The following is a 20,065-nucleotide window of genomic DNA, read 5'->3' as shown; positions in this document are numbered from 1 at the left end:
TCGCCCAGCGGCCCGCCCTGCTTCCGCAGTTCGCCCTATGGTTACTGCATGGTTGCCAGTCGCTCGGAGATTCGTGTGGACAGCGAATTCGCGCGGTTGCGGACGATGGTCGTCGCGCGGTCGGAATTCCGCGCCCCGGCCGATCGGGCGGCGCTCGGTCACAGCCCACCGGTGGAACCGCAGGCCGCCGGAATCATCGATGCGCTGTGGGGCAAGCGATTCGACGAGGTCTATCCGCAGCATCAGGCGGCCTGGGAGGCCGAACGCGACAACCTCGCCGCCCTGCTCGCCGCGCACGGTGTCGAGGTGCTGCGCCCGCGGCTGTTCACCGAGGCGGAGAAGCAGGCCCAGGCGGAGACGGGATACGCCAATTTCTTCGTGCGCGACCCCTGGTTCACCGTCGGTGCGCACGTGATCGAGGGTTCGCTGCGGTTCCCGCACCGCCGCCTCGAGGTCCTGACCAGCCGGCCACTGCTGTGCGAGCGGGTCGTGGAGTCCGCGGCCGCCTACGTCTCGGTCCCGATCCCGGAGGTGGCGCCGCCCGGGCAGGCCGGTCGGGGGCCGTATCTCGAAGGTGGCGACGTCCTCGTCCTGGGCCGGACCGTCCTCGTCGGCGAATCGGGCATGGCCACCGATGCCGCGGGAATCCGCTGGCTGGCGAAATACCTCGCGCCGCACGGCTTCACTGTGGTTCCGGTGCGCCTGCCGCATCACGTGCTGCATCTGGACTGCGCGCTGGGTCTGGTTCGGGAGGGCCTGCTCGTCGCCTGCCCGGACCGGCTCCCGGACGGCCTGCCCGGACCGCTGCGCGGCTGGGAGTGCGTCGAGGTCGACGAGGAGGAGGCGGCGCAGATGGCGACCAACGGCCTGCCCATCGATGCGGGCACCTACATCACCGATCCGGCGTTCGAACGCGTGGGCGCACAACTCGAACAGCGCGGCATCACGGTGGAATATCTGGATTTCAGCGTCTCGCGCCTGTTCGGCGGCGCCTTCCGGTGCAGTACTCAGCCGCTGTCGCGCCTCGACTGATCCGCGCCTAGCGCGCGGGATCGAGCGCGTGCAGTTCGGCGCGCAGCCGGTCGACCTCGGCCGCGACCTCGTCGCGCAGTTCTTCGCGTTCGGCCAGGCTCAGCCGCAGACTCTCGATGGTCTCGTTCATCGCCGCGAGCCGCCGGTCCGCGCCCTCGAGATGCCATTCCAGCACCGAACGCCGGTCGACGTCGGTACTGGCCGCACGCACCCAGTCGACCAGATAGTCCAGCCACTGCGGTTGTTTGGGCATCGGCTCGTCGTCGTCCCAGCCGCGGCGCAACGCGGGCTTGGGCGACAGCACCCGCTCGGTGTCGCCGCCGTCGGGGGTGGGGGCGTGCAGCTGGATCAGGCTCAGCTTGCCCGCGCTGGTCACCACCGCGGTTACCCGATATCGCCCGGCGAGATGCATTCTGAGTTCGGCGGTGCCGCGGCCGTCGGCGTCCATCGCGCCCAGCCACGGGCCGTGCGCCGCGCTGAGAATCGATTCGAGGATGCCGAGCTGGCCGACGCCGCGTCGCAGCCGGGTCGCTCGCTTGCGCAGCTCCTCGGTCGTGGCGGTCATCTGATCCCAGTGCATACCCACGAACATAGTGGCCCCGCCGCGCCGGTTCCCCACCTCCGGTGAAGTGGGGAACCGTCCCGATTACCGCGCAGGCGTCCCGGCCTGCGAACTTCCGCTGGACAGTGCCTTCACCAGATCGGTGATGCCGGACGAGGAGCCGGTGCCCGTGGGGTCGGGCTCGCCCGGCGCCACCACCGGCGTCGCGGAGACGGCGTCGTCGGCCGCCGCGACGCCCGCGCCGCCGCACAGCACGGCCGCCGAGGCGGCACCGATCAGGGTGAGAGTTCCGAGTTTCTTCATTCGGCTGAAGTCCTGTTCCGTTGAATGTCGTTGTGAATGCGGCTGCCGCGCCGTCCAATTCACTACAACCCGATGGATTCGGACAGCCCCGACTGTCCGGGGCAGTGCCGGGGGCGAGCTTTTCAGCGGCCGGTGCCGTGCAATGCCGTGGCGGTGCGGGAGTTCGGCGTCGACGCCGGGTCCGGGTAGGTGCCCAGCAGCCGGTCGGCGGTGCCGGAGCTGGTGACGGTGAACCAGTAGTGCTCGTTCTTGAAGTGGTGCAGCCGGTGGTTGCGCCGGACGGCGGTGTAGAGGCGGGTGCGCGGCTGATAGTCGGTGTGGATCAGATAGTGGGTCCACTCGTAGGCCAGACCCAGCGTGCCGACCACGGTGAGGAAGGTCAAGCCCAGTCCGATACGCGGAAAGGCCAGTGCCGCAAGGACAACCAGCGCCGGGAAGAGCCAGAGGAAGGTTTGCCACGGGATGAAGATCAGGTCCACCCGGCGGGGGTCGGCATGGTGTTCGCGATGTTTGCGCGCGAGCAGTGAATCCAGTGTGAGACGGCCGATCCGGCGGGGACGCCAATGCAGGATGCAGACGTGGATCACCCACTCGGTCACCGGGAAGAACGCCAGCATCACGCCGGCGACCAGCGCGTCGGTGAGCTGCCAGTCGCCGACCGCGATCCGGGCGGCAAGCGCGCCCGCCAGCAGCGTGGTGATGATCCACGGCGAGGGACGGCGCACGAAGACGCCGAAGGCGTCGGGCAGTGTCGTGGTCCGGCGGTGGGATCGGGTCTCAGCGGTCATCGTCCGCGCCTTCCATCGTGCGTATTACCGTGTCGAATCGGGTCGCGGCCACCCGCAACAACGTGTCCGCGGCGGTGCGTGCCGCGGCCGGGTCGCCGCCGACGACGGCGGCCGCGAGCCGGCGGTAGTGGTCGATGCTGCCGACCTCGGCGGCCATCACGCCCGCCAGCGCGACGATCGCGGGCTCGTAGACCTCGCGCAGCGTGTTGAACAACAGCCGGAACACGATCGATCCGGTGCCGTCGACGATGTGGTCCCAGAACGTCAGCGCCTCGAGTTGCTGGGCGACCGGTTCCTGTTGTGCGGCCAGTGATTCCAGACAATCACCGAGTTCGGCGTGCAGCTGCGCGCCACCGTGTTCGGCGGCCAGGGCGGCGACCTCGCGGCCCAGGACGAGTCGGGCCTGCAGGATGCTCGCGACCACGGTGTGGTCGAATTCGCCGTTGCGCACGATGAGCCGCGGCAGCAGATCCAATCCGGCCGCGCGGCGGAAATCGCGCACCGTGGTCGCTCCGCCCTGACGCACGTCGATGAGGCCGGTGTGCGCGAGTTTGCGCAGAGCCTCCCGCACGGTCGGCCGCGACACTCCGAGTGCCTCGGCGAGCTGCCGTTCGGCCGGAAGGGTGGCGCCGGCCGGCAGTTCCCCGTCGAGGACCTCGGTCACGAGTTGGTCGAATACCGCGTCGGGGACCGTCTGCCGGTCGATCCGCTGAAAGGCCATGCTCGGGACGGTAATCCCGATGTGGTCAGAGGTCAAGTGGTCAGACCAGTATGGTTCTCAGGGAATCGCCGCGCTCCGGCTACGATCGAGCTGATCCGATACGTGCAGTGCTTCCGAGTTTCACCCGGTGATGGCCGTCGGGCCGGACCGGCTTTCCTATTCCGCTCAGTCGATCGAGGAGGGATATCCGTGACCACCGAGGAATCCGTGACCGAGAAGTCCGCGGCCGCCGGGCGACCGGAGGCCGCGACGGGACCGATCGTCGTCGCCGTGGACGGTTCGCCGACTTCGCTGCAAGCGGTGGCGTGGGCGGCGCGCGATGCGGCGCTGAGCGGATCACCGTTGCAGATCGTGCATTCGATCGCGATTCCGGCGAGCTTCGGACCCGGCCTGGCCGCCGGTACGGCGCAACCGGATTGGCTGCGCACCGACGGTGAGCAGATCCTCACGCGCGCCACCGAGGTGGCACGCGATATCGGCGGACCGGATCTCGATATCGACGCCGAACTGGGCCTGGAGCTGATCATCGGCGACATGCTGGTGCGGTCGGAGACCGCCGGCAAACTGGTCGCGGGCAGCCGCGGGCGGGGTGCGTTGCAGCGCGGGCTGCTCGGGTCGGTCAGCTCGGCGCTGGTCCATCACGCGCGGTGTCCGGTGGTGATCGTCAAATCCCATTCCGCCACCGACCCGGTCGCGGCGCGGCGTCCGGTGCTGGTCGGTGTCGACGGCACCGAGAACAGCGAACCCGCCGTCGAGGCGGCCTTCGCGGAGGCGCACCGGCGGGGAGTGGAGGTGGTGGCGCTGCATTCGTGGAGCGACACCACGGGCCTCGACATCTCGATGTTCGGCTGGGATACGATCGTCCGCGCCGAACACACCATGCTCGCCGAGCGGCTCGCGCCGTGGCGCGACCGGTATCCCGATCTGCCGGTCACGCTCCAGGTGGTGCGCGACAACCCCGCGAAATCGCTTCTGGAGCAATCGGATTCGGCGCAGCTGGTGGTAGTGGGCAGCCGCGGCCGCGGCGGATTCGCCGGAATGCTGCTCGGCTCGACCAGTGCGGCGCTGATCGGTTCGGTCGAATGCCCGATCATGGTGGTGCGCCGCTGACGGTGCACCACGACGCCCCGACCACGAGGAGATGTCATGTGCGTCCCGACCACCTGCACGACCTGCGGTAAGACCACCTGGTCCGGCTGCGGCGCCCACATCGACGAGGTGCGCGCGACGGTGCCGGCCGACCGGTGGTGTGGTGGCCACACCGACCCGGCGCCGGCGAAGCGCTGGTGGCAGCGCGGCTGATTCAGTCCTCGGCGACGATCACGTGGACGTCGATGTTGCCACGCGTCGCATTGGAATACGGGCACACCTGGTGGGCCTTGTCGGCCAGCGCCTGAGCCTGCTCGCGCGGCAGGTGCGGCAGTGACACCTCCAGGGTCACCTCGAGACCGAAGCCGCCCGCGTCGTTCGGGCCGATGCCGACCTTCGCGCCGACCGCGGATTCGCTGACGTCGGCCTTTTCCTGCTTACCGACCAGACGCAGCGCGGAGTGGAAGCAGGCGGCGTACCCGGCGGCGAACAGCTGCTCCGGGTTGGTGCCCGCTCCGCTGCCGCCCATTTCCGGCGGCGCGGCGAGGTCGACGTCGATCTTGCCGTCGGTCGTGCGCGCGTGGCCGTTGCGGCCGTCTCCGGTGGCCAGGGCCTCGGCGGTGTAGAGGATTGCCATATCGGTCATCGCTTTCTCTCGGTGGATGCGCTCTCGGCATCCGGTTCGGTGTTCAGCGCGGCGGTCAGCCGGGCCAGCGTTTCGCGCAAGGTCACCAGCTCGTCCAGGGACATCCCGCCGCCGAAGGTGGCGGCCATGCGCTCGGGAATGTCGCAGGCGCGTGCCCGGAGCGTGTCTCCGCGTTCGGTGAGCCGGATCTCGACCCGGCGTTCGTCGTCCGCGGCGCGCCGGCGCTCGACGAATCCGGCGGCCTCGAGGCGTTTCAACAGCGGTGAGAGCGTGCCGGAATCCAAGGCGAGGGCAGAACAGAGATCGCCGACGCCGCGCCCGTCGCGCTCCCACAGCGCCAGCATGACCAGATACTGCGGATACGTCAGTCCCAGCTCGTCCAGCTGCGGCCGATAGCGGGCCGTCATCGCGCGGGAGGCGGCGTACAGCTGGAAGCACAGCTGCTGGTCGAGCGCCATCGGATCGGTCATGTCCACAAATGTAGGACGCAATAAGATTGCGCACAACCTAAATGTCGTGTGTGCTGGATCACGAGCGATGGCCGCCTGACGAGGCCGGCCGCGAATCTCGTGGTCGCCGCCACCGGACCGGGCGGCGTCGCCGCGGGCCGGCTTGCCGCCCTCGGCTATCCGCGACCGCGGGACGTGCGATTCGCGCCGCGGTCGCGGCCCTCGACCCGATTCCGGCCGCGGCGCAGCGTGATCCGGTCGTCGGGCCGGTCGAAACGGTGGCGTCGCGGCGGCGCTCGGACCGCCGCGGTGTCCGTGAAAAGGCGGTGGGGCGAACCGTCAGGTGAGGTCGAAACCACCTGCGGGGTCGCTCCAGCGGGTGGCGTCGACCGCGGTGAGCAATTCGGCCATACCCCGCACGGCGGCGCGCATCGCGTCGACCGCGGCGGTTTCCTCGGGGTCGGTGGTCCAGGTCATGATCGGCTCCTGACGGTTCAGCGGACGGCGGTGGGGGTTTCGGTGTGGTGGGTGGTGCGGCGCTGGTAGGCGTCGCCGGCGCGCAGGACGGTGGCCTCGGCGAAATGGTTGCCGGACACCGACATCGACAGCGGCAGGCCGTCGGCGGTGGTGCCGATCGGCAGCGCGAGGGTGGGGTTGCCGAGCGGATTCCAGTACGGCGTATGCAGACTCGACAGCACACCCATCGGTTGCAGTTGGTCCAGGTCGGCGATGGCGGGGGCGCCGAGGTGCCCGGTCGGCGTCACCACCAGATCCACCTTGGTCAGCAGTTCGGCCATCCGCTGCCGTCCGATGCGGCGAACCCGTTGCGCCTGAACATAATCCGGGCCGCTGACCGCATCGCCGCCGGCGAGGACGACGCGGGTGGCCCGGCCGTAGTCCGCCCAGCGTTCGCGCAGTGCGGGCCGGTGGTAGGCGTGCGCCTCCGCGAGCATCACCACGACGTCGACCGCGGTCAGTTCCCGGTACATCGGCACCTCCACGGGCACGATCCGGGCGCCCGCCGCGGCGAGCACGGCCACAGCGTCGGAAAACCGTTGTGGCTGAGCGGGATCGAGACCGCCGTCGGCGAACCGGTTCAGGTCGTCCACGCCGATGGTCAGTCCGCTCAGATCGCCGGTGAGCGCGCCGGGATAGTCGTCGACCGGCGTGTGCGCACTGTAGGGATCGGCCGGGTCGTAGCCCGCCAGCACCGACAGCAGCAGGGCACAGTCGGCGGCCGACCGGGCCATCGGGCCCGGATGGTCGAGGGTGTATCCGAGCGGAACCACTCCGGACTTCGGGACGCGGCCGAAGGTCGGCTTCAATCCGGTGATCCCGTTGAATGCGGCCGGGATGCGGATGCTGCCCGCGGTATCGGTCCCGACCGCGCCGAGGAACATCCCGGCGGCCACGCCGCTGCCCGATCCCGAACTCGATCCGCCTGCCCAGCGGGACGAATCCCACGGATTGCGCGGTACCGGAAAGGGTTTGGCCGGATCCGGGATGCCGATGGCGAATTCCATCGTGGTCACCTTGCCGGTGACGACGGCACCGGCCTCCTCGAGCCGGCGGACGACCGTGCAGTCCCCCTGCGCGGCACCCCAGCCGGGATCGAGAACCAGGCTCTGCGCGGTGGTCGGCGCGGCGGAATGGGCGAGAATATCCTTGATTCCCACCGGTATTCCGGCCAGCGGCCCGACCGGAACGCCGGCGGCCAGCTGCTCGTCGATGCGCGCGGCCTGCGCGACTGCGCGCTCGTCGAACCGCGACAGGTAGACACCGAGTTTCGCGTCGTGCGCGTCGGCGGCGGCGAGAGCCTGTTCGACCAGCCGGATGGCGGTGGTCTCGCCGCTGCGCAGCGCGGCGGCGGCCTCGGTCAGGCCGGAGAGTACAGGTGGGTCGGCGAGTGTCATGGTCGTCCTTACATCGGTGGGCAGGGGTGTCAGCGGGGCAGGGTCGCGGTCATGTCGAGGCGGGGGATGGCGCCGAGTTCGATCTGGATCTCGGCGCGGCAGGAACCCAGGGCGTAATCGACGGCGACACCGTCGCGGGTGCGGATGGTCTGTTCCACCAGCAGCACCGGCTCACCGGGCAGCACGTGCAGCAGCGCGGCGGTGCAGTCGTCGGCGCGCGCGGCTTGCACGCCGACGTCGCTGCCGCCGACATCGACCCGGCCGCCGCGCAGCAGGCTGTAGAAGTCGTCGCCGAACGCGGCCTGGTCGATGCGCGTCGCCTCCGGTGCGCGCAGGTAGTTGGTGAACACCGCGAGCGGGCGATCGTCGAGCAGCAGGACGTATTCGACGCACAGGCAATCGTCTCCGGGCCCGACGCCGGCCAGACGGGCGGCGATCACCGGCGGTGCCGGAATCCAGGCCCAGTACAGCAGGCGAGGCGTGATGCGGCCCAGGGCCAGGTGCTGCTCGAGCGTCCGGCCCTCCGGCGGCAGCGCGCCGGAGACGACGTAGTGCTCACCGACCGCCACCGTGCCCAGTCCGCGGCGTCGCTCGATCAAACCGTCGGCACGCAGCATGCTCAGCGCGGCGCGGACCACGTCCCGCGGGAGGTGGTGGCGTGCCATCAATTCCGGCTCGCCGGGCAACCGTCCGCTGCCGAACGCGCCCGCCCGCAGGTCGGCGCGCAGCAGATCCCGCAGCCGCCGGGCGGGCAATTGCGCTGCGGCGGGGAGGATTTCGCGCATCTGATCGCCGAACACCCGGCGGTCACGGGCGGTCCGTTCGGAGTGGAGCTGTTCGGAGCGGTGGTGCATGCCGGTAGCGTGCAGAGAATCCGCGTTACGCGACAAGGACTTGCGGTAAAGACCTGGTTACGCGGCCGGCCGGGTCGATGCGCAGCCACGCTACCAGCGGTTTCCGGCGTCGCCGGAGGGCATTTCGCGGTCGCGCGGCGAGATGCGGTCCCGTCCGCAACCCCGGTGTGGGAAGTTACGCGGGCGATTGGTGGGAGTGATGAGGGAGTGGACGGAGTAGTGGAGGGGCGGACGGGAGTGATGCAGGGTTTCGGGGGAGTGATGCAGGGAGTAGGGGAGTGATACGGGGTTAGTGAGGAGTGATGCCGGGCGGGGGGTGGGAGCGATGCCGGGCGGGTCGGTGGGAGAGATGCGGGGCCGGTTGGCGGGAGCGATACCGGGAGGGGCGGGCGGGAGTGATGTCGGACGGGTCGGCGGGACATGCCGGGCGGGGTGGTGGGAGCGATGCCGGGCGGCGTGGGGCGAATCATGCAGGGTGAGCGATGGGGGTGACACTTTCCCAGCGGTATGTCCGATTCGTTCAAGACGTGCGCGGCGTCGGCGCGGTTGACTGCGTGCGCAGAACGACGAGAACGGAGGTATCGGGGTGCGAGCACAGATCCACGCGATCACGCTGGGCGTGCGCGACTTGGATGTGTCGTTGCGGTTCTACCGCGCGCTCGGATTGGAGTCGCAGGGGATCATCGGGACCGAATTCCGGCCCGACGCAGAGAATCCCGGCGGTGCGGTCGTCATGTTCGCGCTCGGCAACGGGGTGACGCTGGCGCTGTACGGGCGCGACGATCTGGCCAAGGACGCGGGGATCCCGCCGGAACGTATGCACGGTTCCGCGATGAGTCTGGGCTGGTTCGTCGACAGTGACGCCGAGGCGGAACGAGTTCTGGACCTCGCCGGCGCGTCGGGCGGCACCGTGGTCCAGCCCGCGCGCACGCGGCCGTGGGGGATCTACGCCGGCTACTTCGCCGACCCCGACGGGCATCTGTGGGAAGTCGTGCACTTCGCTCGATCCGAAGCCCGCGAGCCCGAAGCCCGCGAGCCCGAAGCCCGCGAGCCCGGAGCCCCCGAGCTCGGAGCCGCGCAGTCCTGAGCGGCCGAGCCCCGAGTTGCGCCACCCTGAACGGCCGAGCCGGAAGCCGCCGAGAGAGCCTTCCGGCCCCCGAGCGCGGCCGAGCCTCGCGTCCCCAGCCGGGAGTCGACGAGGCCCGGTCCTCATTCCTGCGCCGGGTCGCCACTCTCCCGGTACAGCGCGGCGATGGCCGCGATATCGGCGCCGGGGTCGGTTCGGGCCGCATCCTCGTAGCGTTTGCGGACGATCTCGGCCAACGGCAGATGAGCTCCCGCCTCCGCGGCGATGTCGACGGCGAGTCCCGCGTCCTTGGCACCCAGGACGGTGGTCCACCATCCGTCCGGCGACGCGGTGAGCACGGCGTCGAAACGGTTCGCCAAGGCCGGGGCGACGACCGGCGCGTCGGCGAGCAGTTCGCGCAGCTCGTCGTCGCCGAGTCCGCCGGATCGCCCCACGGTGAACGCTTCCGCCAGCGCCGCCACCCCGGAGATCAGCAGGAAGTTCGTGGTCACTTTGGCGGTCAGCGCGTGTGCCGCCGAATCGTAGTGGCGCACCCGCTCGGAGAGCGTGCCGAGCAGCGGTGCGAGCTGGTCCCGCAGCCGCGCGGGCCCACCGGCCAGCAGCGTCGCCTTCCCGGCTGTGACCGCGCCGGGCGCGCCGACGATCGGAAGCGCCAGAAACCGGTCGCCGAAAGCATCGGCGAGGGCGGCGCCCAAGGCGGGGGAGACGGTCGAACAGTCGATGTACGGCGTCCCGGAATCGAGGGATGTCTGTAGCTCACCGAAGGCCACCGAGGTCACCGCCGCGTCGTCGGCGAGCGCGGTGAGGGCCGCGTCGACTCCCGACACGGCTGCCGCGACAGTTCCGGCCTCCGTCGCGCCGGCCGAAATCAGTTCGGCCGCTTTGCCTTCGGTGCGGTTCCACACCGTCACCCGATGTCCGCCGTCGAGCAGGCGCCGGGCCACGGCGCGGCCCATCCGTCCCATGCCCAGTACCGCGATATGCACTGATGCCTCCTCGTCTCGGTCCCGGCCGGCGCACGACACCGACCCTTCCTTCCCACTGTCCCGCAGTGCGCCGCGGCGATCGCGATCGCCCTCGGTGATAGGAGAATCGTACAAATGACCAGGAACGCCGCTACGGTAGTATCACCTACGGCTGAGGCGAAGAGATTCTGCGCCATGGGTTTTCGGCGACCCACTTCGCATCCGAAGATCGCCGCTGAGTCGGCGACCTCGAGACGACTTGTGATATAGATCACAATTGGGTACCGGCGCCCGCTTTTGCCCTGAAAAACCTTTCCAACCGCTTTGCGTTGTCTTTACTATTAAGCGCGTTGTGCCGCTGCCGGGCTCGTATGTCCGGATGCGTCGCAGGCGCAACACATCTCGCGTTATCCGCTTCGCCCGCCCGCTCTCGATGCCAGTACATGTTCCACCGATGGACCGAACCGACACCGGTTCGGCGAAGGAGAAATATGTCCACCGACACCGACTCGGTCCGACGGACGTCACCTCGGGGTCTCTCGGTCGCACTACGACATGATCTACCCGCCTCCGTGGTGGTTTTCCTCGTCGCGTTACCCCTGTCCATCGGTGTGGCCGTCGCCATGGGTGCGCCGGTCGCCTCCGGGTTGATCGCCGCCGTCGTCGGTGGTCTGGTGGCCGGGCTGTGTGGCGGTTCGGTACTGCAGGTCAGCGGGCCCACCGCCAGCCTCACCGTCGTGGTGGCCGAGTCCATCCACCAATTCGGCTGGGCGACAACCTGTTTCATCACCGTCTGCGCCGGTGCGCTGCAGGTGGTGTTCGGCCTGAGCCGGATCGCGCGCGCGGCGCTGGCCATCGCGCCCGTGGTGGTGCACGCCATGCTCGCCGGCATCGGTGTCGTGATCGCACTGCAGCAGCTGCACGTGCTGCTGGGCGGGCAGACGTTGAGCTCGTCGTGGGCGAGCATCGTGCAGCTGCCGCATCAGCTGACCGTGATGCACACCGGTGACGCGCTGGTCGGCGGGGTGGTGATCGCGATCATGCTGGGCTGGCGGTATCTGCCGGACCGGATCCGGGCGGTCCCGGCCCCGCTGGCCGCGGTGGTCGCGTCGACCGCGCTCGCGATGGTGGTCCCCACCAGCGTGGAACGCATCACCCTGCACGGTTCGCTCTTCGACGCGATGTCGTTACCGCAACTGCCGCACGGCAATTGGAGTGCGGTCGTGCTGACCGCGTTCACCGTCGCGCTGATCGCCAGCGTGGAGACGCTGCTGTCGGCGGTGGCCGTCGACCGGTTGCGGCCGGAGTACCGCACCGACCTCGACCGCGAACTGCTCGGCCAGGGCGTGGCGAATATGACCTCCGGCATGCTCGGCGGCCTGCCCATCGCCGCGGTCATCGTCCGCAGCATCACCAACGCCAAGGCCGGTGCGCGGACCAAGGCCTCCACCATGCTCAGCGGCGTGTGGGTGCTGGTGTTCTCCGTCGCGCTGGTCGACGTGGTCCGCCAGATCCCGAAGGCCGCGCTGGCCGGTCTGTTGATCGTCATCGGCATCGGACTGGTGAAACTCGCGCACATCCGGCTCGCGCGCCGGGCCGGTGATCTGATCGTCTATGCCGCAACGGTTCTCGTGGTGATCTTCGGAAATCTGCTGCTGGGCATGCTGATCGGGCTGGTGCTCTCGTTCGCGTTGCTGATGTGGCGGGTGGTGCGGGTGGTGATCGTGGCCGCACCGGTCGGCGACACCGGGCGCTGGTTGGTGACCGTGGACGGGTCGGCCACCTTCCTCGCCCTGCCGCGGCTCACCGCGCAGCTGGCGCGGATTCCCGCGGGAGTTCCGGTCACCGTGGAGATGACCGTCGACTTCATCGACCACGCCGCATCCGACACCCTGCACGAATGGGCGCACCGGCACGAAAGTCTCGGCGGGACGGTGCAATTCGTCGAACTCGGCGCCGTGCGGATCGCCGACCTCACCTCGGGGCCGCCCGCGCGCGGGCACGCCCGGCGGATGCTCGACGACGTCCTCGCGCCCTGGCGCCCCACCACCCGCGCCGACCGGATCGCCGCCGGGATCGCGGCCTACCACCGCGGCCACGCCCACATGATGCGGCCGCATCTGGATGAACTGCGGCACAGCCAGGATCCGGAATCGCTGTTCGTCACCTGCGCCGACTCTCGCATCGTGCCCAACGTGATCACCAACAGCGGCCCGGGGGATCTGTTCACCGTGCGCAATATCGGCAATCTGATTCCCGCCGACGGCCGGGATACCTCGGTCGAGGCCGCGCTGGTCTACGCGCTGAACAAACTGGACGTGCGCTCCATCGTCGTGTGCGGGCATTCCGGCTGCGGCGCCATGGACGCGCTGCACCACGGTCTGCATACCGGCTCGGGTCTCGACGACTGGCTCGCGCACGGCCGTCCCGCGCTCGAGCGCTTCCGGGCGGGGCATCCGGTCGCGGCGGCGGCCGCGGCCGCCGGCTACGGCGAGGTCGACCAGCTGGGCATGGTGAACGTCGCCGTGCAGATCGAAACCCTGGCCGCCCATCCCGTCGTGCGGCGCGGGATCGAGGTGCGCGGTGTGGTGCTGTCGGGACTGTTCTTCGATATCGCCACCGCCCGCGTGCTCGCGATCACGCCCGACGGTATCGCCGATATCGACGACCTCCGCCACCCGGTTCCGGTTCCGGTTCCGTGAAAGGAGCATTCCCAGTTTTGGCACTTCGCCGGAGGGAAAACGTGCGCTGAGCGGGCGCACAGTGGTGCCGGTGCAGGTCACAGCTCCAGAGCATGAGGGTCGTCACATCGAATCCCGAACGTGTGCGAGGCTAAAGATCCTTTTCTAAGGCTTTGCTTAGTCTTTACTATTAGGGTTGCCCTCGCTTCCGGCTCACTGCTGGACAACGAAGTCTCGCAGCTGAATTCGATGCCTGGAGAACATGTTCGACCGACCGGACCGCCGCGGCGGCTCCGGTGAAGGAGCAATATGTCCACCGACACCGTCGCCACGTCCAGACCCGCGGCCCCGCCGGGCCCCAGCTGGTCGGACCGGATGAACTCGGTCCTCCGACACGATCTGCCCGCTTCCGTCGTCGTCTTTCTCGTCGCTCTGCCACTCTCGATCGGCATCGCGGTCGCCACCGGCGCTCCGGTCGCGGCCGGCCTCATCGCCGCCGCCGTCGGCGGCATCGTGGTGGGAACTCTGGGGGGCTCCGTCCTGCAGGTCAGCGGCCCGGCCGCCGGACTGACCGTGGTCGTCGCCGAAACCATCAATCAATTCGGCTGGAAGACAACCTGTTTCATCACCGTCGGTGCGGGCGTGCTGCAGATCCTGTTCGGCCTGAGCCGGATCGCGCGCGCCGCGCTCGCCATCGCACCGGTCGTCGTGCACGCCATGCTCGCCGGCATCGGCATCACGATCGCCTTGCAGCAGGTTCATGTCCTGCTCGGCGGATCGTCGCAGAGCTCGGCGTGGGAGAACGTCACCGAGTTACCGAATCAGCTACTGCACCTCAGCGGTATCGACGTCGTGATCGGCGGGCTGGTCATCGCGATCATGCTCGGCTGGCGCTACGTGCCGGCCAAGATCCGGGTCGTGCCCGGACCGCTAATGGCGATCGTGGTCGCCACCGCGCTCTCGCTGGTGCTGCCCGGAGACCCCGCCCGCATCACGATGAGCGGGTCGCTGTTCGACGCCATCGGCCTGCCGAACATGCCCAGCGGAGACTGGAGCGGCGTCGCACTCGCGGTGCTGACCGTGGCCCTGATCGCCAGCGTGGAGAGCCTGCTGTCGGCCGTCGCCGTCGACAAGATGCACACCGGCCCACGAACGAACTTCGACCGTGAGCTCATGGCCCAGGGTGCGGCCAACGTGACCTCGGGCATGATCGGTGGCCTGCCCGTCACCGGCGTGATCGTGCGCAGTGCGACCAATGTGACCGCCGGTGCGCGCAGCCGGGCGTCGGCGCTGCTGCACGGCGTGTGGGTGCTGCTGTTCTCGATCGCCCTGGTGGGCGTGGTCGAGCAGATCCCGAAATCGGCGCTGGCCGGTCTGCTGGTGATGATCGGCATCCAGCTGGTGAAGCTCGCCCACATCAAGATCGCGCACCGCACCGGCGAACTGGTGATCTACGCGGTGACCATCGCCGCGGTGGTGTTCCTGAACCTGCTCGAGGGCGTGCTGATCGGCCTGATCGTCGCCTTCGCGCTGCTGCTGTGGCGCGTGGTGCGCGTCTCGGTCGAGGCCGCTCCGGTCGAGGGGACCGACCGGTGGCTGGTGACTGTGGACGGCACCTGCACCTTCCTCGCCCTGCCGAAGCTGACCGGGCAACTGGCCGAGGTGCCCGCCGGTGCCGACGTCCTGGTGGAGCTGACGGTCGACTTCCTCGACCACGCCGCCTACGACGCCATCCACTCGTGGGCGCAGCAGCACGAAAGTACCGGCGGCACGGTCGAATTCGTGGAGATCGGGACGGCGCGCATGGCGGATGCGGCCCAGCGCCCGCCGCGGCGCGCCCGGGCCCGCGGGCTGCTCGACGATGTCCTGGGGCCGTGGCGTTCGGAGGGCGGCAATCCGGTCGCCGCCGGTGTCGCCGCCTACCATCGCAGCCACGCGCACGTGATGCGGCCGCATCTGGACGAACTGCGCGACGGTCAGGACCCGGACTCCTTCTTCCTGACCTGCTCCGACTCGCGGATCGTGCCGAATGTGATCACCAACAGCGGTCCGGGCGACCTGTTCACCGTCCGCAATATCGGCAATCTGATCCCGTCGAGCGGCACCGATGTGTCGGTGGACGCGGCGCTGAGCTTCGCGCTGCACAACCTGTCGGTGCGCAACGTCGTGGTGTGCGGACATTCCGGCTGCGGTGCGATGAACGCCCTGCTGTCCGGCCGGTCCGCCGGCCCCGATATCGACGACTGGCTGGCCCACGGCGCCGAGGCCCTGCAGCGCTACCGCGGCGGCCATCCGGTGGCGGTGGCCGCGGCGGCCGCCGGTTACGGCCCCGCCGACCAGCTGAGCATGGTCAACGTCGCGGTCCAGCTCGAGACGCTGCGGGAGCATCGGGTCGTCGCACGGGCCGTCGACGAGCGCGGTGTTGCGCTGTCGGGCCTGTTCTTCGATATCGGAACCGCACGGGTCCTCGAGGTCACCACGACCGGCATCGCCGAGATCACCGATGCCGAGCGACCCGGAATACCCGCCCGGAATCGGGCCCACGCCTGATCCGGGTGCAGGGTGCGCGAGTTCGGCACCCCGACAGCCGAACTCGCGCACCCGTCCCGCATTCGCCGCGGCAGCCGTCCAGTCACCACCGGGGACGGCTGCCGCGGCGCGCCTGAGCGTCGGCGTCGCCCGCGCCGATACGCTGGGCGGCGCACCCCGAAACCCTCGGCCCGTGCCTCGATCCGAGTGCGCCGGACATGCCATGGTGGAGGTGGTGCATTCGGTGGATCGATGTGGATCGGAGTCGGAGGCAAATGGTTGCGCAGTCGGTGGCGTCCGGGGTGCCCGCCCATGTGGCGGGCATCAAACTCACCGAGCCCGCATGGCTGTCGGAACGGATCGCCGATATGGGAATCTCCTGGGGCACAGGCAATTCCCGCGTATCGGGGACACTGTGGTGGTGTATGGCCGCCTCGGCGCTGGTGGATCCGATCACCGAGGCCTACGCGAGCGGCGCACCCGCGCCCGACCCCACGCTGGAACGGCTGAGCTGTGAGATCCGGCCCGACGGCGGCATCGAGCGGATCGTGGCCGACGCCGCGAGCGAATCCGAGGCGGTCGGCGCGGCGCTGGGCGGGTCGCTGCGGCGTGTCATCCCGGTGGTGGCGCGAGTGACCGGCGCCGGTCCGGCGGCGCTGTGGGCGATCGTGGCCGACGCGATCGGCAACCGGGCCATCGACGCGGGCGATCCCGAGGCGGGCGCGCGGCTGGCCGCCGAGGTCGGTGAACGGCTGCCCGCGCCGCGATTCACCGACATCGAAGCGCGCACGTTCGTGCGGCGGATCTCCTGCTGCCTGGTCTACGAGGTGCCCGGCTGCGGTATGTGCACCAGCTGCCCCAAAAGGCCCGCCGCCGAGCGCGAGCGGCTGCTCACCGAGCTGGCCCGGCGCGGGTGAGCGGGCCGCGGCCGGTTCGCGGCCGGTCCATCGGCGCGCGACCGGTACTGTCCCGATAGCATTGGTCGCGCCGGTGACTTTTCTGTTCGTCGACCGGCGTGGAACAAGAATGCCCACACGTTAAGGAGAGCGCAGCCGTGACCACCTCAGCCCGCATAACCCCCGCCGCCCTCGTCCGGGTGCCGGCCGGGACGACGGCGGGCGCCGCGGTGCGCGAAGCGGGCCTGGCCACCAAGGGCCCCGACACCGTCGTCGTGGTGCGCGACGGCGAGGGCAACCTGAAGGACCTGTCCTGGGTGCCGGAGACCGACGTCGAGGTCGAGGCCGTGACCGCCGGCTCCGAGGACGGCCGCAGTGTCATCCGCCATTCGGCCGCCCACGTGCTGGCCCAGGCGGTGCAGCAGGAGTTCCCCGAGGCCAAGCTGGGCATCGGCCCGCCGATCAAGGACGGCTTCTACTACGACTTCCAGGTCGAGCGGCCCTTCACCCCGGAGGATCTGGCCAAGCTCGAGTCCCGGATGAAGAAGATCATCAAAGGCGCGCAACGGTTTTCGCGCCGGGTGGTCGAGGTCGACGAGGCCCGGGTGGAATTGGCCAAGGAGCCGTTCAAACTCGAGCTGATCTCGGACAAGTCGGGAATCGACGATCCGGAGGTCATGGAGGTCGGCGGCAGCGACCTCGCACCGAACGAGCTGACCATCTACGACAACCTGGACCCGCGCACGGGCGAGAAGGTGTGGGGCGATCTGTGCCGCGGCCCGCACATCCCGACCACGAAGTTCATTCCCGCGTTCAAGCTGACCCGCTCCTCGGCCGCCTACTGGCGCGGTGATCAGAACCGCGAGGATCTGCAGCGCATCTACGGCACCGCCTGGGAGTCGGCGGAGGCGCTGGAGAACCACCTGCACATCCTGGAGGAGGCCGAGAAGCGCGATCACCGCAAACTCGGCCTGGAACTGGATCTGTTCTCGTTCCCGGACGAACTGGGTTCGGGCCTGCCCGTGTTCCACCCCAAGGGCGGCATCATCCGCAAGGAACTCGAGGACTATTCCCGTCGCCGCCACATCGCCGCGGGCTACGAATTCGTCAACACCCCGCATATCACCAAGGGGCATCTGTTCGAGGTCTCCGGACACCTCGACTGGTATCGCGAGGGCATGTTCCCGGCCATGCATCTCGACGCCGAATACAACGACGACGGCACCGTGCGCAAACCCGGCCAGGACTATTACGTCAAGCCGATGAACTGCCCGATGCACAATCTGATCTTCCGCTCGCGTGGCCGGTCGTATCGGGAGCTGCCGCTGCGGCTGTTCGAATTCGGATCGGTGTATCGCTACGAGAAGTCCGGTGTCGTCCACGGGCTGACCCGGGTGCGCGGCATGACCCAGGACGACGCGCACATCTACTGCACCAAAGAGCAGATGCACGCCGAGCTGACCTCGACCCTGCAATTCGTGCTGAGCCTGCTGCGCGACTACGGTCTCGACGATTTCTACCTGGAATTGTCGACCAAGGACCCGCAGAAGTTCGTGGGCTCCGACGAGTTGTGGGAGGAGGCCACCGACACGTTGCGCAAGGTCGCCACCGATTCGGGACTGGATCTGGTCCCGGATCCGGGCGGCGCCGCGTTCTACGGCCCGAAGATCTCCGTGCAGGCCAAGGACGCACTGGGCCGGACCTGGCAGATGTCGACCATTCAGCTCGACTTCAACCTGCCCGAGCGCTTCGGCCTGGAATACACCGCCTCCGACGGCACCAAGCAGCGCCCGGTGATGATCCACCGCGCCCTGTTCGGCTCCATCGAGCGATTCTTCGGCGTGCTCACCGAGCACTACGCGGGCGCGTTCCCGGCCTGGCTGGCGCCGGTGCAGGTGGTCGGCATCCCGGTCGCCGACGCGTTCGCCGAACATCTGGACACGGTGGTGGAGGAACTGCGCGCGCACGGTGTGCGGGCCGAGGTCGATCGCAGCGACGACCGGATGCAGAAGAAGATCTTCAACCACACCGCGCAGAAGGTGCCGTTCATGCTGCTGGCCGGCGAGCGCGATGTGACCGACGGGGCGGTGAGCTTCCGATTCCGCGACGGCAGCAAGCTCAACGGTGTGCCGGTCGCCGATGCGGTGGCGACCATCGTCGACTGGATCTCGCGGCGCGACAACGCCTCGCCGAGCGCGGAAGGATTCGAGGTCCGGACCGGTGGGGCGTGAGTGAGGGCATGGTGGAAGAGGCTGTGACGCAACAGGACCCGGGTCGGATCGTCGACACGGGCGCGGGGGACCCGGACCGGTTGCAGCGATTGTGGACCCCGTACCGGATGTCCTATATCACCGGCGCGGTCGCCGATCGCGACAGCCGGAACGGGCCGGCCGACGCCGACGCGCCCGCCGGCGCCGAGGAGAGGACCTCGGCCGGGCTCAAGCACCCGTTCACCGAGATCCCGAAGATGTCGGACGAGGACGGACTGGTCATCGCGCGCGGCGAATGGGTGTTCGCGGTGCTGAACCTCTACCCGTACAACCCCGGCCACATGATGGTGGTGCCGTACCGGCGGGTGGCCGATCTCGAGGATCTCACCCCGGAGGAGAGCGCCGAGCTGATGGCGTTCACCCAGCGGGCGATCCGGGTGATGAAGAAGGTGTCGCGGCCCGAGGGTTTCAATGTCGGGCTCAACCTCGGCGGCGTGGCCGGCGGATCGCTGGCCGACCACCTGCACCAGCACATCGTTCCCCGCTGGGGCGGGGACGCCAATTTCATCACCGTCGTCGGCGGGGTGAAGGTGATGCCGCAGTTGCTGCGGGAGACGCGGGCCCTGCTGGCCGGGGCGTGGCACGAGGCGAAGGAAGTCGAGTAGCGTGCTGAGCTTCTTCGGTCGGGAGACGTTCGCCAAGGCGACGGCGCCGCTGGGTCGGGCGCTGGTGAGCACCGGGCTCACGCCCGACGCGATGACGCTGATCGGCACCACCGCCTCGATCGTGGCCGCGGTGACGCTGTTCCCGACCGATCACCTGTTCTGGGGAACGATGGTGATCTGGCTCTTCGTCATGTTCGACATGCTCGACGGGGCGATGGCCCGCGCCCGCGGCGGCGGCACGAAATACGGTGCGGTCCTCGACGCCACCTGCGATCGGGTGGCCGACGGCGCGATCTTCGGTGCGCTCGCGTGGTGGTCGGTGTATCACGAGCACAGCAAGCACCTGTTCGTGGCGACGCTGGTGGTCCTGGTGACCTCGCAGGTCATCTCCTATGCCAAGGCCCGCGCGGAGGCGAGCGGGCTGTCGGCCGACGGCGGGATCATCGAACGTCCCGACCGTCTGGTGATCGTGCTGGTCGGGGCCGGGTTCACCGGCATCGGTGGCTATTTCGACATCGAGTGGCTCACGTACGCGGTATATGCCGCGATGTACATCCTGGCGGTGCTGAGCATCGTCACCGTCTTCCAGCGAGTCTTGGCGGTACGGAATTCGGCCGGTGCCCGCGACGTGATCGCGCCGGTGACCAAGGCCGACTCCGATACAGCGAAATGAAG

At 69.2% G+C, this 20,065-nt stretch carries 20 protein-coding genes; 10 read left to right on the top strand and 10 right to left on the bottom strand.

Translation table 11 applies throughout. The features are described from left to right. Positions 1 to 48: 48 nt before the first annotated feature. The gene (locus NA3_RS13050; protein ID WP_062963849.1) at positions 49 to 1,032 is read left to right on the top strand and encodes a dimethylarginine dimethylaminohydrolase family protein; all 984 of its coding nucleotides are present in this window, start codon (positions 49 to 51) and stop codon (positions 1,030 to 1,032) included. Positions 1,033 to 1,039: 7 nt separating this feature from the next. On the opposite strand, the gene NA3_RS13045 is transcribed toward NA3_RS13050, so the two are convergent. The 4 genes from NA3_RS13045 to NA3_RS13030 all read right to left on the bottom strand — a co-directional run bounded on the left by NA3_RS13045 (position 1,040) and on the right by NA3_RS13030 (position 3,406). Continuing rightward, complete coding sequence (locus tag NA3_RS13045) at positions 1,040 to 1,597, bottom strand: hypothetical protein (RefSeq protein WP_128145327.1); 558 nt, start codon at positions 1,595 to 1,597, stop codon at positions 1,040 to 1,042. Positions 1,598 to 1,678: 81 nt separating this feature from the next. Then, on the bottom strand, positions 1,679 to 1,897 hold the full coding sequence (locus tag NA3_RS13040; protein ID WP_062963847.1) for a hypothetical protein: 219 nt from the start codon (positions 1,895 to 1,897) through the stop codon (positions 1,679 to 1,681). Positions 1,898 to 2,019: 122 nt separating this feature from the next. Continuing rightward, positions 2,020 to 2,685, bottom strand: coding sequence for a sterol desaturase family protein (locus tag NA3_RS13035; protein WP_062963846.1), 666 nt, complete (start codon positions 2,683 to 2,685; stop codon positions 2,020 to 2,022). Beyond that, a complete protein-coding gene (locus NA3_RS13030; RefSeq protein ID WP_062963845.1) occupies positions 2,675 to 3,406 on the bottom strand; it encodes a FadR/GntR family transcriptional regulator in 732 nt (243 codons plus the stop codon). Before NA3_RS13030 ends, NA3_RS13035 begins: the two co-directional genes overlap by 11 nt. A 189-nt stretch (positions 3,407 to 3,595) precedes the next feature. Between NA3_RS13030 and NA3_RS13025 the strand changes: the two genes are divergently transcribed. Further along, on the top strand, positions 3,596 to 4,516 hold the full coding sequence (locus tag NA3_RS13025; protein WP_227995108.1) for a universal stress protein: 921 nt from the start codon (positions 3,596 to 3,598) through the stop codon (positions 4,514 to 4,516). Between the two features lie 36 nt (positions 4,517 to 4,552). After that, positions 4,553 to 4,708, top strand: coding sequence for a DUF8730 family Cys-rich protein (locus tag NA3_RS37655; protein ID WP_167331982.1), 156 nt, complete (start codon positions 4,553 to 4,555; stop codon positions 4,706 to 4,708). Between the two features lies 1 nt (position 4,709). On the opposite strand, the gene NA3_RS13020 is transcribed toward NA3_RS37655, so the two are convergent. From NA3_RS13020 to NA3_RS13005, 5 genes are all read right to left on the bottom strand, one after another. After that, positions 4,710 to 5,132, bottom strand: coding sequence for an organic hydroperoxide resistance protein (locus tag NA3_RS13020; protein ID WP_062964026.1), 423 nt, complete (start codon positions 5,130 to 5,132; stop codon positions 4,710 to 4,712). Between the two features lie 5 nt (positions 5,133 to 5,137). After that, positions 5,138 to 5,611 carry a MarR family winged helix-turn-helix transcriptional regulator gene (locus tag NA3_RS13015; protein WP_062963844.1) on the bottom strand — a complete coding sequence of 158 codons (474 nt, stop codon included), beginning with the start codon at positions 5,609 to 5,611 and terminating at the stop codon, positions 5,138 to 5,140. A gap of 318 nt (positions 5,612 to 5,929) precedes the next feature. Beyond that, positions 5,930 to 6,067: a hypothetical protein gene (locus tag NA3_RS36860; RefSeq protein WP_157126550.1), complete on the bottom strand. Its 138-nt coding sequence runs from the start codon at positions 6,065 to 6,067 to the stop codon at positions 5,930 to 5,932. Between the two features lie 17 nt (positions 6,068 to 6,084). Further along, the gene (locus NA3_RS13010) at positions 6,085 to 7,503 is read right to left on the bottom strand and encodes an amidase (RefSeq protein WP_062963843.1); all 1,419 of its coding nucleotides are present in this window, start codon (positions 7,501 to 7,503) and stop codon (positions 6,085 to 6,087) included. A gap of 29 nt (positions 7,504 to 7,532) precedes the next feature. Next, positions 7,533 to 8,357, bottom strand: a complete 825-nt coding sequence (locus NA3_RS13005) for a GntR family transcriptional regulator (RefSeq protein WP_062963842.1) — start codon at positions 8,355 to 8,357, stop codon at positions 7,533 to 7,535. A gap of 586 nt (positions 8,358 to 8,943) precedes the next feature. On the opposite strand from NA3_RS13005, the gene NA3_RS13000 reads away from it, so the two are divergent. After that, complete coding sequence (locus NA3_RS13000; RefSeq protein WP_063917465.1) at positions 8,944 to 9,444, top strand: VOC family protein; 501 nt, start codon at positions 8,944 to 8,946, stop codon at positions 9,442 to 9,444. Positions 9,445 to 9,566: 122 nt separating this feature from the next. Here NA3_RS13000 and NA3_RS12995 read toward each other — a convergent pair whose 3' ends face one another. After that, a complete protein-coding gene (locus tag NA3_RS12995) occupies positions 9,567 to 10,430 on the bottom strand; it encodes an NAD(P)-dependent oxidoreductase (protein ID WP_128145326.1) in 864 nt (287 codons plus the stop codon). A 470-nt stretch (positions 10,431 to 10,900) separates the two neighbouring features. Between NA3_RS12995 and NA3_RS12990 the strand changes: the two genes are divergently transcribed. From NA3_RS12990 to pgsA, 6 genes are all read left to right on the top strand, one after another. Further along, a complete protein-coding gene (locus tag NA3_RS12990; RefSeq protein ID WP_062963840.1) occupies positions 10,901 to 13,111 on the top strand; it encodes a SulP family inorganic anion transporter in 2,211 nt (736 codons plus the stop codon). Positions 13,112 to 13,399: 288 nt separating this feature from the next. Then, positions 13,400 to 15,640, top strand: a complete 2,241-nt coding sequence (locus NA3_RS12985) for a SulP family inorganic anion transporter (RefSeq protein ID WP_062963839.1) — start codon at positions 13,400 to 13,402, stop codon at positions 15,638 to 15,640. A 254-nt stretch (positions 15,641 to 15,894) separates the two neighbouring features. Further along, positions 15,895 to 16,536 (top strand): (2Fe-2S)-binding protein, encoded by a 642-nt coding sequence (locus NA3_RS12980; protein WP_062963838.1) that lies wholly within the window; start codon positions 15,895 to 15,897, stop codon positions 16,534 to 16,536. A 137-nt stretch (positions 16,537 to 16,673) separates the two neighbouring features. Then, positions 16,674 to 18,746 (top strand): threonine--tRNA ligase, encoded by a 2,073-nt coding sequence (thrS, locus tag NA3_RS12975; RefSeq protein WP_062963837.1) that lies wholly within the window; start codon positions 16,674 to 16,676, stop codon positions 18,744 to 18,746. A gap of 8 nt (positions 18,747 to 18,754) precedes the next feature. Further along, the gene (locus tag NA3_RS12970; RefSeq protein ID WP_062963836.1) at positions 18,755 to 19,390 is read left to right on the top strand and encodes an ATP adenylyltransferase; all 636 of its coding nucleotides are present in this window, start codon (positions 18,755 to 18,757) and stop codon (positions 19,388 to 19,390) included. Between the two features lies 1 nt (position 19,391). Beyond that, positions 19,392 to 20,063: a phosphatidylinositol phosphate synthase gene (gene pgsA / locus NA3_RS12965; protein WP_062963835.1), complete on the top strand. Its 672-nt coding sequence runs from the start codon at positions 19,392 to 19,394 to the stop codon at positions 20,061 to 20,063. Positions 20,064 to 20,065 lie beyond the last annotated feature (2 nt).

Source organism: Nocardia africana NBRC 100379, from assembly GCF_001612635.1.
GTDB lineage: Bacteria > Actinomycetota > Actinomycetes > Mycobacteriales > Mycobacteriaceae > Nocardia > Nocardia africana.
Note: the sequence above shows the minus strand (reverse complement) of the source record. Positions and strands in the feature narration are given on the sequence as shown.

What these genes read in the sequence shown, in the direction of transcription:
- NA3_RS13050 (WP_062963849.1), top strand. Translation starts at nt 49, where the DNA reads ATGGTTGCCAGTCGCTCGGAGATTCGTGTGGACAGCGAATTCGCGCGG.
- NA3_RS13045 (WP_128145327.1), bottom strand. Translation starts at nt 1,597, where the DNA reads ATGACCGCCACGACCGAGGAGCTGCGCAAGCGAGCGACCCGGCTGCGA.
- NA3_RS13040 (WP_062963847.1), bottom strand. Translation starts at nt 1,897, where the DNA reads ATGAAGAAACTCGGAACTCTCACCCTGATCGGTGCCGCCTCGGCGGCC.
- NA3_RS13035 (WP_062963846.1), bottom strand. Translation starts at nt 2,685, where the DNA reads ATGACCGCTGAGACCCGATCCCACCGCCGGACCACGACACTGCCCGAC.
- NA3_RS13030 (WP_062963845.1), bottom strand. Translation starts at nt 3,406, where the DNA reads ATGGCCTTTCAGCGGATCGACCGGCAGACGGTCCCCGACGCGGTATTC.
- NA3_RS37655 (WP_167331982.1), top strand. Translation starts at nt 4,553, where the DNA reads ATGTGCGTCCCGACCACCTGCACGACCTGCGGTAAGACCACCTGGTCC.
- NA3_RS13020 (WP_062964026.1), bottom strand. Translation starts at nt 5,132, where the DNA reads ATGGCAATCCTCTACACCGCCGAGGCCCTGGCCACCGGAGACGGCCGC.
- NA3_RS13015 (WP_062963844.1), bottom strand. Translation starts at nt 5,611, where the DNA reads ATGACCGATCCGATGGCGCTCGACCAGCAGCTGTGCTTCCAGCTGTAC.
- NA3_RS36860 (WP_157126550.1), bottom strand. Translation starts at nt 6,067, where the DNA reads ATGACCTGGACCACCGACCCCGAGGAAACCGCCGCGGTCGACGCGATG.
- NA3_RS13010 (WP_062963843.1), bottom strand. Translation starts at nt 7,503, where the DNA reads ATGACACTCGCCGACCCACCTGTACTCTCCGGCCTGACCGAGGCCGCC.
- NA3_RS13005 (WP_062963842.1), bottom strand. Translation starts at nt 8,357, where the DNA reads ATGCACCACCGCTCCGAACAGCTCCACTCCGAACGGACCGCCCGTGAC.
- NA3_RS12990 (WP_062963840.1), top strand. Translation starts at nt 10,901, where the DNA reads ATGTCCACCGACACCGACTCGGTCCGACGGACGTCACCTCGGGGTCTC.
- NA3_RS12985 (WP_062963839.1), top strand. Translation starts at nt 13,400, where the DNA reads ATGTCCACCGACACCGTCGCCACGTCCAGACCCGCGGCCCCGCCGGGC.
- NA3_RS12980 (WP_062963838.1), top strand. Translation starts at nt 15,895, where the DNA reads ATGGTTGCGCAGTCGGTGGCGTCCGGGGTGCCCGCCCATGTGGCGGGC.
- NA3_RS12970 (WP_062963836.1), top strand. Translation starts at nt 18,755, where the DNA reads ATGGTGGAAGAGGCTGTGACGCAACAGGACCCGGGTCGGATCGTCGAC.